The sequence below is a fragment of the Paenibacillus sp. TCA20 genome (assembly GCF_000732325.1).
Classification (GTDB): domain Bacteria; phylum Bacillota; class Bacilli; order Paenibacillales; family Paenibacillaceae; genus Paenibacillus; species Paenibacillus urinalis.
This window is the reverse complement of sequence record NZ_BBIW01000002.1, coordinates 226682-240437: the sequence shown is the minus strand read 5'-3', so window position 1 is coordinate 240437 and position 13756 is coordinate 226682. Positions and strand designations below refer to the sequence as shown.

General features: G+C 47.4%; 9 protein-coding genes. 8 read left to right on the top strand and 1 reads right to left on the bottom strand.

Going from position 1 to position 13756, the window contains the following annotated elements; genetic code table 11:
- Positions 1-7 precede the first annotated feature (7 nt).
- A complete protein-coding gene (nirB, locus tag TCA2_RS04860; protein WP_047910445.1) occupies positions 8-2425 on the bottom strand; it encodes a nitrite reductase large subunit NirB in 2418 nt (805 codons plus the stop codon).
- A gap of 278 nt (positions 2426-2703) precedes the next feature.
- Here nirB and TCA2_RS04855 point away from each other — a divergent pair, with 278 nt between their 5' ends.
- The 8 genes from TCA2_RS04855 (at position 2704) to TCA2_RS04820 (ending at position 13756) form a co-directional block, all read left to right on the top strand.
- Positions 2704-4497, top strand: coding sequence for a sensor histidine kinase (locus tag TCA2_RS04855; protein ID WP_047910444.1), 1794 nt, complete (start codon positions 2704-2706; stop codon positions 4495-4497).
- Positions 4472-6058: a response regulator gene (locus tag TCA2_RS26050; protein ID WP_052511746.1), complete on the top strand. Its 1587-nt coding sequence runs from the start codon at positions 4472-4474 to the stop codon at positions 6056-6058. The genes TCA2_RS04855 and TCA2_RS26050 overlap by 26 nt, the downstream gene beginning before the upstream one ends.
- A gap of 186 nt (positions 6059-6244) precedes the next feature.
- A complete protein-coding gene (locus TCA2_RS04845) occupies positions 6245-7183 on the top strand; it encodes a sugar ABC transporter permease (RefSeq protein ID WP_047910443.1) in 939 nt (312 codons plus the stop codon).
- 21 nt (positions 7184-7204) lie between these two features.
- Positions 7205-8113: a carbohydrate ABC transporter permease gene (locus TCA2_RS04840; RefSeq protein ID WP_047910442.1), complete on the top strand. Its 909-nt coding sequence runs from the start codon at positions 7205-7207 to the stop codon at positions 8111-8113.
- A 40-nt stretch (positions 8114-8153) separates the two neighbouring features.
- Entirely contained in the window at positions 8154-9713 is a 1560-nt protein-coding gene (locus TCA2_RS04835; RefSeq protein WP_047910441.1) for an ABC transporter substrate-binding protein, read from the top strand.
- 187 nt (positions 9714-9900) lie between these two features.
- A complete protein-coding gene (locus tag TCA2_RS04830) occupies positions 9901-10911 on the top strand; it encodes a LacI family DNA-binding transcriptional regulator (protein ID WP_047910440.1) in 1011 nt (336 codons plus the stop codon).
- 332 nt (positions 10912-11243) lie between these two features.
- Entirely contained in the window at positions 11244-12227 is a 984-nt protein-coding gene (gene iolC, locus TCA2_RS04825; RefSeq protein WP_047910720.1) for a 5-dehydro-2-deoxygluconokinase, read from the top strand.
- 65 nt (positions 12228-12292) lie between these two features.
- Positions 12293-13756 (top strand): CoA-acylating methylmalonate-semialdehyde dehydrogenase, encoded by a 1464-nt coding sequence (locus TCA2_RS04820; RefSeq protein WP_047910439.1) that lies wholly within the window; start codon positions 12293-12295, stop codon positions 13754-13756.

The window sequence follows — 13756 nt, the reverse complement described above, 5'->3', positions numbered from 1 at the left end:
TTCAAGATCAGTTCACTTTCACGCCATACAATTGCTGCTGTACTTCAGTATCTCCCAGAACCTTCTTCCATGGATCCTCTACATAACGAAGGGCAAGCTCGACTCTTTCTTGCAGGGCTTTACGTTCTTCTTCATTATCCATTATAACGGCTTTGATCTGTTCGAGACCCATCCGTTCTACCCACTCGGACGTTCTTTCGAGGTACTTGCCGGTTTCACGGTAATACTGTATTACAGCACTGCATACTTCAATAAGCTCTTCGTCTGTCTTCACTTTACCGATGGAATCTGCAAGACGAGCCTTGATTCCGCCGTTTCCGCCGATAAAGATCTCCCAGCCGCCGTCATTACCGACAATCCCGATATCCTTCGTGCAGGCTTCAGCGCAGTTCCGTGGACAACCGTTAACGGCCATCTTGAATTTGGCAGGAAAATCGAGCCGTTCAAACTTATGCTCTAGAAGGGAGCCCATACTCATGGAATCCTGTGTTCCGAATCGGCAGAACTGGGAACCGACACAGGTCTTAACGGTTCTTAATGATTTGGCATATGCATAACCTGATGGCATATCAAGCTCTTCCCATACTTTAGGCAGGTCTTCCTTCTTGACACCGACCAAATCCAGGCGCTGGCCCCCCGTTACTTTGACAAGCTTCACATTGTATTTCACAGAAACATCGGCGATCTTCTTGAGATCCTCAGGAGTCGTCATACCGCCATACATCCGAGGTACAACCGTGTATGTGCCGTCTTTTTGAATGTTGGCGTTCAAGCGCTCGTTAACAAAACGCGATTCTTTCTCATCCTTGTGCGTTTCCGGATGAACCATGCCTAGATAATAATTAATGGCAGGGCGGCATTTGGAGCAGCCTTCCGGCTGCTGCCAGCCAAGCACATTCATTACTTCTTTGGTGGTGCTAAGACCTTTTTCGCGGATCTCCGCGACAATCTCATCTCGGCTGAGATCGGTGCAGCCACAAATTCCTTGTTTGGCATTTGCCGCAAAGCCGTCTCCAAGCACATATTGTAGAATCTGTTCTACGACAGGCTTGCATCCTCCGCAGGAGCGTGTTGCACCGGTGCATGCCTTAATTTCATCGAGAGTGGTCTTGCCTTCGACGGTGATGGCATTGACAATGGTACCTTTGGTAACCCCGTTACATCCGCACACGATTTCATCATCAGACATGGTCTCCACAGTGCTTACTTTCTTATGACCGCCGCAGCCGGTTCCCATGAGGGAGCTGTACAGTTCATCTGTCATGACAGCGTGCTGCTTGATCAGCTTCTGCAGCTCGGCAGAGCTGTCGATATCGCCGAACAAGACGGCTCCGACCATAACATTGTCTTTAAGCAATATTTTCTTATACGTACGTTTCCAATCGTCCTTCTGGGAGATGACCGTGTGTTCTTGTCCTTCGATAAATTCTCCGGTTGAGAACACATCGACTCCGGATATTTTTAGCTTAGTGGATACGACAGAGCCTTCATAAGGAGCTGTATCCGCTCCACTAATGTGCTTGGCAAGCACCATACCTTGCTCAAACAGGGGAGCGACAAGACCATAACAAGTGCCGCGATGCTCTGCACACTCTCCGACCGCATAGACATGATCCATAGAAGTGCGCATATAATCATCCACCACGATACCACGGTTTACATCTATTCCGCTATCCTGTGCAACACCGATATTTGGCTTGATGCCAACCGCCATAACGACAAAATCGGCTTCCAGCTCCGTATCGTCAGCAAATCGCAATCCTTGGACTCTGCTGTCGCCGAACAGCTCTTTGGTTTGTGCCCCCAGCTTGAACTTAATTCCTTGCCGCTCAAGCTCTGCTAAGAGCATCTGTGAAGCATCTCGATCCAGCTGACGCTCCATGAGGGTGTCCATTAAGTGAACTACAGTTACGTCCATTCCGAGCTGGACTAAGCCTTTTGCAGCTTCAAGACCGAGCAATCCGCCGCCAATTACAGCCGCTTTGCTATATTGTTTAGACGCTTCTAGCATTTCATTACAGTCAGCAATGTCCCGGAAACCAACAACACCTTGTTTGTCGCTGCCTGGAACCGGAAGGATAAAGGAGCTTGAGCCTGTAGCAATAATAACCTTGTCATAGGGCACCTTGATACCATTTGCTGCAATCACTTCACGTGTATTCGCGTCGATACGTTCCACTTTGGTTCTTGTAAAGAGACGAATACCTTGATTGCTGTACCAATTCAGATCGTTCAGAATAATATCTTCCACCGTTTTACTGCCTTCCAGAACGTAAGACAACATAATCCGATTATAGTTCGGATAAGGCTCACTGCCAAAGACCGTAATATCAAATCGTGTCGTCAGCTTGAGGATCTGTTCAACCGTGCTGATCCCAGCCATGCCATTGCCGATGATGACCAATTTTTCCTTCGCTGTATCCATCATGCTTGCCCCCTAGCGTAATCCGTTATTTATGTCTTTATCATAATAAAAGAGGAAAGATTATATTGTGATTGATTTCACATAAATTGTAATTCTATTACTTGTTATGTAACCTTTATGACCATGTGTTCAGGATGATTGACAAATGAAGCCATGCAATAAAAATCCTCAAATTAAGACGGAAAAGAAAAAAGGATTCGTCATTGTTCCAGCGAATTACAGAAGATGTCATTTTTGATAACGTTTTCAAGCATGGTAGGAAGTGGAGAGTGCAGCAGATGAAACTCCGTACAAGATCATCCTTGCGTTTTAAATTCATCACCGGCTTTTGTTTAATTATGGCTCCGCTCGTGCTGTTTCTATACTTTAACAATGTGTATGCGATGAGTGTGGTTCGCGACCAGGTATCCCTGACCAATCGCAATTATGTCCTCAAAAATGTCGAGGAGAACGAGCGGATCCTTAAGGAAACGAATCGCTACTTATATAGCCTGGGGGAACAGGACCCAGATATCATTTCGTTGTTTTTTCTGCCCTATGGCAGTGGTGACTACACGATTGCCAAGCAGCGGATCGTAAATAAATTCAGAACAGATCTCGGATTCTATGATCTCTTGGACGGCTTATTTCTGTATGATACCGTTCACAAGGATACGCTGCTAGCTACGCAGCGGGGGTATGACGAGAAGATCAACGCGCTCTCAACCATGATGCCTGCAGCTGCTTCGATGAGCGCAGAAGTCCCGACACATAAATGGGAAATTGTTCAGACTAAGGGAACCTATCATCTCGTAAAAACGGTGCGGATTAACGAGCAATTCATCGCTGGGGCCTGGGTGCCGATCAACAGCTTGAATGAGCGTGTACACCGTGCGGATTGGGGCGAAGGCGGAGGGGCGGTTATTTTGTCAGGAGAAGGGGAGGCGCTCTCCGGCACAGTGGTACCTGACCATGTAGTGAAGCTTGCGTCCGCATTTCAATTAGAGAATTCAGAAGAGGATTCGCTCTACGACATCGTAGGTGATTCTGAACGCGAAGGACGATATTTGCTAATTGATGTTCCCGCACATGACGGAGCCATTCATTATGTCGTTATGCTGCCCGAGGCGAGTATTGTACGGAACTTGCCTGTATTTCAGCAGATTATCCGGTTTATCCCAGTCGTGGCTGCTCTATTACTTGTCTCTGTATTGTTCTTCTTGAGACAGGTTTTGTTTAAACCGATGAATACACTGATAACCGGAATGAGAAAGGTCAGCAGGGGCGATCTGAGTGTAAAGCTTGGCCCATCCTCATCTCCTGAGTTTACTTTTGTTACAGATACGTTTAATCAAATGACTGCAGAAGTTCAGCAGCTGAAGATAGGCATGTATGAGGAGCAGCTTCGTGTACAGGAGGCCGAGCTCAAGCAGCTCCAAATGCAGATCAATCCGCATTTTTATCTTAATTCACTTCACATTATTCATAGTCTTGCCGCACTTCACAAGAATGAGCTCGTTCAGAAGATGGCGGAGCATCTTGCCGGGTATTTTCGCTTCAGTATGCAGGCGGATCGAAGTCTGATTACGATCAAGGATGAACTTCTGCATATTAAAAATTATCTCGAAATTCAAAAGCTGCGTTTTCCTGAACGTCTGCAATATGAGCTGACCGTAGACCCGGATATCGAAGAAATGCTGATTCCACCGCTCACCATACAGCCTTTCGTAGAGAATTCCATTGTGCATGGCTTCCGCAAAGGGAGAAGTATACTGCGTTTGGACATTACGCTCGATTTTGTCCCTAATGAACAGCAGCTAAGAATACGAATTCAGGATAACGGCACGGGCTTCGCCGAGGACGTATTAGTTAGGCTTCAGCAGGGGGAATTGCATCCCGAAGAAGCAACAGGACGAAGCATTGGGATATGGAATGTCAAGCACCGGCTTAAGAAGGTAAAGGGGATAGAGCCTCAGATCCAGTTTGAGAACAGCCCTGATGGCGGAGCCCTTGTGTACCTGACGATTAACTATATAGAGAGCAGCAAGGTGAGGGAGGAGAATAAGGATGTACAGCTTGCTCATCGTGGATGATGAATATTACGCGCTGGAAGCCATGAAGCATGCCGTGGATTGGAGTGATATCGGATTTGACAGGTTATACACGGCGATGTCAGCTGACGAAGCAAGAGAAGTTCTCACACAAGAGAAGATCGATATCATGATCTGTGACATTGAAATGCCGGAGGAGGATGGGTTATCACTGCAAAGCTGGGTCCGTGAGCATGTGCCGCAGCTGGAGACCATCTTTCTGACGGGACATGCCGAGTTCTCTTATGCACAAAAGGCAATCCAGATGCACAGCTTCGATTATCTGCTGAAGCCGATTCAATCCACTGATCTGATCCATACCGTGAAGCGTGCATTAGAGAAAAAAAGTCATGACGATGAATTTGCCCGGCTAAAAGAACAGTATCTGAACTATTTAAATGAAGATCGATTCTGGAGCACGAAGCGAATCACTAAATTCTGGAAGGATCTATATTCGGGCCGATCTCATCTCACAGAATCTCAGTTTCATGAGCTGAAGCTGATCTATCACGCAGATGTCGAGGGCGGCATGAGCATCCTGCCGGTTCTATTTAAAGTTGAGGAGTGGCTCAGGACATTCCCGTCCAAAGACCTGGATATCCTTGAGTTCGGACTAAGCAATGCGGCGGAGGAAATTGTGCTCAGCGGTGCAGCGGGACATGTCATTTTAGATCAGAGAGGATATGTCCTTGTCCTGCTACAGGAGCCGCTCGCTGCCCATCAAATACTGGATCACTGTAAAGATTATATAGCCAGATGCAGTACATATCTCTCGGCCCGGATCTCATGTTGTATCGGAAATTATACAAGTATATGGAAGCTTCCCGATGCTTATAAGATGCTGATGCAGGAGCATCGGCACCATATCGCAGGGAGTGAAGATGTTTATTATCTTCGCTCAGACCGCGCAGGACAAGCAGGCGTGAAGGAGCTGGTGCCTCTGCCTTGGATCGAGGATATTGCCGTACTGCTCGCAACTGGAAAAATCAAGGAAGTGCTGCAAAAGGCAGATGAGCTCATAGATTGGATGCAGCATCAGAGCTCGCTCACCGCTGAGCTGCTGGAGTCATTTTATCATGCGCTTCTTCATACCATCATCCCGCTTCTGCACAAGAACGGTATTGCTCTGCACAGCTTATACTCGGGAGATGAGCCTGAAGAGAGAGAAGTAACTCGTTCGATCCAAACGCTCAGAGATTGGGCGCATCAGTTAATTACACGCGCATCGGCTCTTCTTCACCCCGAAGGGGAGGATACGTATTCTGCGATTGAGAAGGTCTGTCTGTATATTGATGGAAGGCTTGAGCAGGACCTGGGCAGAGAGGAGCTCGCTGAGTTTGCAGAGCTGCATCCGGCTTATTTATCACGATTGTTCAAAAAAGAAAAAGGGCTGTCCATATCGGAATATATTGCGCAGGCGAGAATTGCAAAAGCGAAGGAGCTGCTCTGTGCAACTCTAGTCGGGTATTACAATTATCAGCATTTCACGAAAATGTTTAAGAAGCACACAGGAGTGACTCCTCAGCAGTATCGAAGACAGCACAGTCAGAATACAGAAGGGTAATAAGCATGAAGGACGGTCGTTTAAGAACGGTCGTTCTTTTTGTATAAATGACGGATGTCATGAAAACACATACCCGGGGTTACGAGACCTGATATTCGGCATGCCCTGTACCTTCTTATAATAAAGCTACCGCTGCAGTAGGAGGGGCTGTGAAGCATATGAGAAGGGGGAGTCGAAGGTAAAGCTATGCCGAACACAGTAAAGAAAAAAAGGACCGTACTGTACAACCTTAAGAAATACAAGGTGCTGTACCTTATGTTTTTGCCGGGTGTCGTATTTTTGCTGATCAACAATTATTTGCCGATGTTTGGGGTTGTCATTGCATTCAAGAATGTGAACTACGCGGATGGAATTATGGGGAGTCCGTGGGCGGGGCTGGACAATTTCAAGTATTTGTTCGGTACCTCTGATGCTTGGGAGATTACACGCAATACACTGGCCTACAACGTCGTGTTCATTCTGCTCAATCTGGTGCTCGGTGCAGGCCTAGCGATTTTGCTAAGTGAAGTGAAGGGGAGATTCTCATCGAAGTTCTATCAATCCGTGATGCTGCTTCCTTACTTCCTGTCCATGATCGTCGTAAGTTATCTGGTGCTTGCCTTCTTGGGCAAAGATTCAGGATTTATGAACACAAGCTTCCTGCCGCTGTTCGGTAAGGAGCCGATTGATTGGTATACGGAGACGGAATATTGGCCGTACATTCTGCCTTTCGTGAATACCTGGAAGAACATTGGTTATTATGTGGTTATTTATCTGGCAGCGGTCATTGGCATTGACGAAGAGTATTATGAGGCTGCCGTGCTGGATGGAGCGGGGAAATGGAGCCAGGTGTGGTATATCACTGTACCGTTCCTATATCCATTAATGATTGTTATGACACTGCTTCAAATCGGACGTATTTTCTATGCAGATTTCGGGCTGTTCTATCAGGTACCGCTTGAATCCGGTGCGCTGTTCCCGGTCACTAACGTGCTTGATACGTATGTGTACCGTACGTTCCTCATTGGTGGAGACATCGGCATGTCGTCAGCTGCAGGTTTGTATCAGGCTGTGGTTGGATTTGTGCTTGTATTGGTGTCCAATTCCATCGTCCGCAGGATCGATAAAGATAACGCACTATTCTAGTCAAGGAGGAGAGTTCCTGATATGAGTTCCAGTAAACCGCTGCAAGTATCGGGCAAATCGAAGGTTGTCATTCATGCCTTTTTTATCTTCTATGCCGCTATATGTATTCTGCCGCTTGTGCTTGTGCTGTCTATTTCCCTCTCAGATGAGACAACAGTCATCGCAAACGGATACAAGTTCATTCCCGAGCAGTTTAGTATAAGCGCTTACGATTTCTTGTTCAAGGATATGGAGCAGATCGTTCGCTCTTACGGCGTATCTATCTTCGTAACCGTAGTTGGGACCGTCATCAGTGTGGCGTTGACCGCTTTTTATGCGTATCCGCTGTCCAGACGGGACTTACCGTACAAAGGATTTTTCGCCTTCTTCATCTTCTTTACTATGCTGTTTAACGGCGGACTTGTTCCTTGGTATCTCGTCTATGTCAATCTGCTTGATCTGAAGAACACCCTATGGGTCCTGATCATGCCGATGCTCATGTCACCATTTTTTGTACTCGTCATGCGGACCTTCTTCGCCAATTCCATACCTGTCTCGATCCTCGAGTCCGCGAGAGTGGATGGAGCCGGAGAGCTGCGGACATTTATCAGAATTGTACTGCCGTTATCTCTGCCCGTACTTGCAACGGTAGCGCTGTTCAGTACGCTGAATTATTGGAATGACTGGTATTTGAGCATGATCTTTATTTCGGATAACAAAACGATCAGTCTGCAATATTTGATGTACCGTACCTTGCTGGATATCCAGTATTTAACGAGCAACTCTAACGTTGCTTCACAGATCTCTTCACAAGGCGGAATGCTGGATCTGCCGAACAAAACGCTGCAGATGGCCATGGCGGTCGTGGGGATTGGACCGATTGTGCTCGCATATCCGTTCTTCCAGCGTTATTTCATCAAGGGTCTGACTGTAGGAGCTGTAAAAGGCTGATTTTATGTGTTCATAAATCATTATTGGGAGGTCTATGCAGATGAATCAACAGAGAAAGGCTCGGGGGACACGTGCAAGGAGGAAGCCATTATTCCTCGCTGCAATTCTAACCTTTGTCATGGTACTGAGTGCTTGCGGAGGAGGAGAAGCGGAGCCTGCAAGCAGTAATACAGGAACGAGCGGAGGTACAGATTCGGGTGGTAAAACGGAGAAGCCTTATGAAGTCTCCCTGTTCTATCCGGGAACTCCGCAGAAGGATGTTGCACTTGTAGAAGCGGAGATCAATAAGTATATGGAACCGAAGATTGGCGCAACGCTGAAGATTAATGCCATCGATTGGGGCCAATGGGATAACAAGCTGAACCTCATGATCTCGTCGGGGGAGAAATCGGATATTATCTTTACGGCAGCCTGGCAGAATTACACAGTCAACGTGGCGAAGAGCGCGTTCCTGCCGCTGAATGATCTGCTGGAATCTCATGGACAGGATATTGTCAAGAATTTGGATCCTGCCTTCCTGGAAGGCTCCCAGGTCGATGGAAAGAATTATGGCGTACCGAGTAACAAGGAGCTGGCGGCTACCCGTGGTGTCCTCGTCAGAAAGGATCTGCTGGAGAAATACAAATTGGATATAACCAATGTGAAGACCTGGGCAGATCTGGAGCCGCTGCTCAAGACCATCAAAGAGAATGAACCAGGCGTGACTCCGTTCTATATGTCTAACTCGACTGGGAATGGTCTGCTTGATAACCTGGATTGGGACTATCTCGGCGATGCCTCCGTACCAGGTGTCATTCGTAAGATTGGTTCCGAAACAACGGTGCTGAATGAAGTGGAGACACCCGAATTCAAGGAAGCGGCAGCGCTAGCTCGCAAATGGTATGAGGCCGGCTATATTAATAGTGATGCAGCAACCTCGACCGTCTTCCCGAAAGATCAGGCCAAGGCAGGTAAAGTGTTCATGTGGACGGACGGGATGAAGCCGGGCAAGGACAAGGAAGAAGAGAGCTATGTCGGATTCCCGCTGACTCAGATCGAGATGACGCAGCCGACCATTACAACCGGGGATACCTCCGGAGCCATGCTTGCCATCTCCCGCACTTCCGAGAATCCGGAGAAAGCAATGCAGGTCATTAACCTGCTGCACTCCGATCCGGTTGTCAATAATTTGCTTAACTTTGGAATTGAAGGCACACATTATGTGAAAAAAGAAGGCAGTGACAGCATCATCAGTCTTCCTGAAGGAACCGATCCGAATAACCGGACTTATAACCCGGGTGCTCAGTGGCAGCTTGGTAATCAATTCCTGAACTATTTGTGGGATAATGAGGACCCGGAGAAATGGGATAAGTTTAAAGACTTTAATGCCAGAGGTGTAAAATCGCCTGCACTTGGATTCACATTCAACAGCCAGCCGGTCAAGAATGAGATTGCTGCTGTCAACAATGTTAACAAGCAATTCAAGCCTGCACTGACCTCCGGTGCCGTAGATCCGAATGAAATGATTCCCAAGTATGCAGATAAGCTGAAGGCAGCGGGAATTGATAAGATCATAGCGGAGAAGCAGAAGCAGCTGGATGCATTTTTGGCGAAGAAATAAGGATTAAATCATATCTAAGCGACCAGCACCCCAATCGGGTGCTGGTTTTTAATTTCTCTGAAGCAAGGAGTCATAATAATCAAAGTTTTGCCAATACGATATAAATTTCCTATAATATCAGACATGCAGATTAGCGTCTTAACAACTCTTGAATTTAGACGACAAAACTTAAAAGTGAGCGGAAAGTATGAAACCAACCATATATGACGTAGCAAGGGAGGCCGGCGTTTCCATTGCTACTGTATCAAAGGTGCTGAATAACAATGGCCGCATCAGTGATAAGACACGGAAGAAAGTTCACCTTATCATGGAACAATTAAATTATCAGCCCAGCATGGTCGCCTCAGCACTGACCAGTCAGCGGACGGGAACCATTGGACTTATGATTCCAGATATTGCGAATCCATTCTTTGCAGAGGCTGCCCGTTTCTTTGAGGATTATGCGCAGCAGGCAGGCAGTGACCTTATTATTTGCAGTACGGATCGTGACGATGAAAAAGCGGCCCGCTATATCTCTCTCCTGCAGCGAAAACGTGTTGATGGGCTTATCATTGCTTCACATGTGGGCAATCCCGAGCTGATTCATCGGCTGCTTGAGAATAAGGTGCCTACCGTTCTTTTCTCTGCTGACGTACGGCTGCTTGATTGTAACAGCATTACAGTGGACGACTATAAAGGCGGATATATAGCAACAGAATACCTTCTGGCCCTCGGCCATCGCAGACTGGGGATTATTTCTGACAATTTGCCTGGAAGCAGGTATAGAGAACAAGGATTTCTGGATGCACTGGAGGCACACGGGGTCTCTCTTGATCATCCAGACCATATGGTACAGACCTCGGCTACACTCGAGAATGGCCGCAAGGTCGCCCATAGAATGCTGGGGGAAGAGGGTGGCCAACGGCCAACGGCCATTTTTGCTTGCAACGACCTGCTGGCGATCGGGGTGTTACAGGAGGCGCGTGAAGCAGGCTTGAATGTTCCCGAGGACCTGTCCGTTATCGGGTTCGATAACACCATGCTTGCAGATATTTGCCATCCCTCTTTAAGCAGTATTGCACAGCCTCTCCGAGACATGACTGAGCAGGCAATGCAACTGCTCAATGAATCTATCGACGATCCGGAAGCAACTAAACGAAAAATTTCACTACCCCCCGAACTTGTTATTCGTAATTCTACCAGCAAGGCCCTTGAGTAGACAGGGGTCTTTTTTTTGTCCATATCACTCTACATTTAATCAAAATGCTTATTTCTGCTTCTATCCAATTCACATTTGCAGAGCAACCAAATTCATAGTAAAGCGCTTAATCTAAAAATTGTATTGTAAATCGCTTACATATAGAATATAATCTGCCATAGAAAAGGTTAAGCGCTTACCCTAAGATTGTTGTTTTCTATCCATAAGGAGGAATAGCAATGAAAGAAAAGCCTATTAATGTTGAAGGTGGCCCGGTCACGGATCACTTCGAACAACAGGAAATAACACAAAGCCACTCTGCCCCCCTTCTTAAGCTCGACCCCAAACGATCAATGGATTTAGTGGCCCTAGGTCGGCTATGCATTGACATGAACGCTAACGAGACAGGACGCCCGATGGAAGAAACAGTAACCTTTACGAAGTATGTTGGCGGATCACCGGCTAACATCGCGATAGGCGCGGCAAGACTGGGCTTACGCTGCGGCTTTATCGGCAAAATTGCCTCTGACCCGATGGGTCGTTTTATTCGAAACTATCTTCGTAAGGAAGGCATCGACGACAGCCAGGTTATTGAGGATACGACAGGCGCGGTTACAGGTCTTGCTTTTACCGAAATAAAAAGCCCCCAAGATTGCAGCATACTGATGTACCGTGACAATGCAGCTGACCTTCTACTAAGTACAGACAACATTTCCGAAGATTACATTCGTAATACGAAGACCTTGCTTATATCTGGAACTGCCTTAGCACAAAGCCCCTCCCGAGAAGCGGTGTTTTTGGCACTGGAATTTGCTGTAAAGCATGGTACGACCGTATTTTTTGATCTTGATTATCGTCCTTATACCTGGAAATCGAATGCAGAGACCGCAGTGTACTACAATCTGGCTGCTGAGAAATGCGATTACATTATTGGCACACGCGAAGAGTTTGACATGATGGAAAGCCTGTATGGCGACACAGGCTCTAATGATCAGTCCACTGCAGCACATTGGTTCTCGCATCGTGCAAAGCTTGTTGTCATCAAGCACGGAGGAAATGGATCTATCGCATATACTGCTGACGGAGGAGCGCATCGAAGCGGTATTTTTCACACCAAAGTATTAAAAACATTCGGAGCAGGTGACTCCTATGCCTCTGCGTTTATATACGGACTGATGAAAGGAGACAGCGTCAAAGAAGCGATGAAACGAGGTGCAGCATCTGCTTCCATCGTAATCTCTCGCCATAGCTGCTCGGACGCAATGCCTACAGCAGAAGAGCTGGACCATTTTATACAGAACAATGAGGAAGTTGTAGAAGAAGTTCAGAAAACATAGCTATCCAGAGCTAATCCAGACAGATGAGGCAAAATGCAAGAAATTAGGAAGCGGAGGAGAGTCGCATGGAGAAGCAGGCAGTCAAAGTATTGGATAACTATATCGGGGGGAGGTGGACTCAAGCCTCAGCATTAGGAACGGAGAAGGTAGTTAACCCTGCCACTGGAGAAACGCTCGCAGAGGTTCCGTTATCCACTGCGGAAGAGGTGGGCCGTGCAGTTGAAGAGGCAAGAGCAGCCTTCGGTCCCTGGTCCAAGACACCGGTGCCAAGAAGAGCCCGCATCCTGTTTAAATACCAGCAGCTGCTGGTAGAGCACTGGGAGGAGCTGGCAAAGCTGATCACTATGGAGAACGGAAAAAGTTATAAGGAGGCTTATGGGGAAGTGCAGTGCGGTATTGAATGTGTTGAATTCGCCGCGGGAGCTCCAACCTTAATGATGGGAAGGCAGCTGCCGGATATTGCCGGCGGCATTGAATCAGGGATGTATCGTTACCCAGTAGGCGTTGTGGGCGGCATTACTCCTTTTAATTTTCCCATGATGGTGCCTTGCTGGATGTTTCCGCTCGCCATTGCCTGCGGAAATACATTTGTATTGAAGCCGTCCGAGCGCACACCGCTCCTGGCAGCGCGTCTTGCCGAGCTGCTTGAGCAAGCAGGGCTCCCCGCAGGAGTATTTAATATAGTGCACGGCGCACATGCTGTGGTGAACGGTCTGCTGGAGCATCCGGACGTTAAAGCCATCTCCTTTGTCGGGTCTCAGCCGGTGGCTGAGTATGTTTACAAGAAGGGGACAGCTCACTTGAAACGCGTTCAGGCGTTGGCAGGAGCTAAGAACCACTCTATTGTGTTAAATGATGCTGACCTGGTCAGTACGGCCTCGCAGATCATTACTGCTGCTTTTGGTTCTGCTGGAGAACGCTGCATGGCTTGTTCTGTTGTAGCCGTTCAGGAAGAAGTTGCGGACGATTTGATCCAATTGTTGATACGTGAATGCGATGACATGGTTATCGGTAATGGCTTGAATGACGATACGTTTATCGGTCCAGTGATTCGTCAGAGCCATAAGGACAGAACCATTGCTTATATTGAACAAGGAATTACCGAAGGGGCCACGCTGCTGCGTGACGGACGGACGGACAGCGCTGTTCAAGGTGAAGGGTACTTCATAGGTCCAACCCTCTTCGATGATGTTACCCAGCAAATGAAGATTTGGCAGGACGAAGTGTTTGCTCCTGTATTGTCCATTATGCGTGTTAAAGGTATCGAGGAAGCGGTTGAGATTGCAAACAACTCACGTTTTGCTAACGGGGCCTGCATTTTTACGAATGACGGCGGAAAAGTTCGCTATTTCCGTGAAAATATCGATTCCGGGATGCTTGGAGTTAATGTAGGAGTTCCGGCACCTATGGCGTTCTTTCCTTTTTCAGGCTGGAAAGACTCGTTTTACGGGGATTTGCATGCGAATGGCAGTGACGGCGTTGAGTTTTATACTCGTAAAAAAATGGTCACTGCCAGGTGGCAGCAATAA

Excerpts from the sequence above, each read along its gene's own strand:
- TCA2_RS26050 (WP_052511746.1), top strand. The coding sequence starts at position 4,472 with ATGTACAGCTTGCTCATCGTGGATGATGAATATTACGCGCTGGAAGCC.
- TCA2_RS04855 (WP_047910444.1), top strand. The coding sequence starts at position 2,704 with ATGAAACTCCGTACAAGATCATCCTTGCGTTTTAAATTCATCACCGGC.
- TCA2_RS04845 (WP_047910443.1), top strand. The coding sequence starts at position 6,245 with ATGCCGAACACAGTAAAGAAAAAAAGGACCGTACTGTACAACCTTAAG.
- TCA2_RS04835 (WP_047910441.1), top strand. The coding sequence starts at position 8,154 with ATGAATCAACAGAGAAAGGCTCGGGGGACACGTGCAAGGAGGAAGCCA.
- TCA2_RS04820 (WP_047910439.1), top strand. The coding sequence starts at position 12,293 with ATGGAGAAGCAGGCAGTCAAAGTATTGGATAACTATATCGGGGGGAGG.
- TCA2_RS04840 (WP_047910442.1), top strand. The coding sequence starts at position 7,205 with ATGAGTTCCAGTAAACCGCTGCAAGTATCGGGCAAATCGAAGGTTGTC.
- nirB (WP_047910445.1), bottom strand. The coding sequence starts at position 2,425 with ATGGATACAGCGAAGGAAAAATTGGTCATCATCGGCAATGGCATGGCT.
- TCA2_RS04830 (WP_047910440.1), top strand. The coding sequence starts at position 9,901 with ATGAAACCAACCATATATGACGTAGCAAGGGAGGCCGGCGTTTCCATT.
- iolC (WP_047910720.1), top strand. The coding sequence starts at position 11,244 with ATGGATTTAGTGGCCCTAGGTCGGCTATGCATTGACATGAACGCTAAC.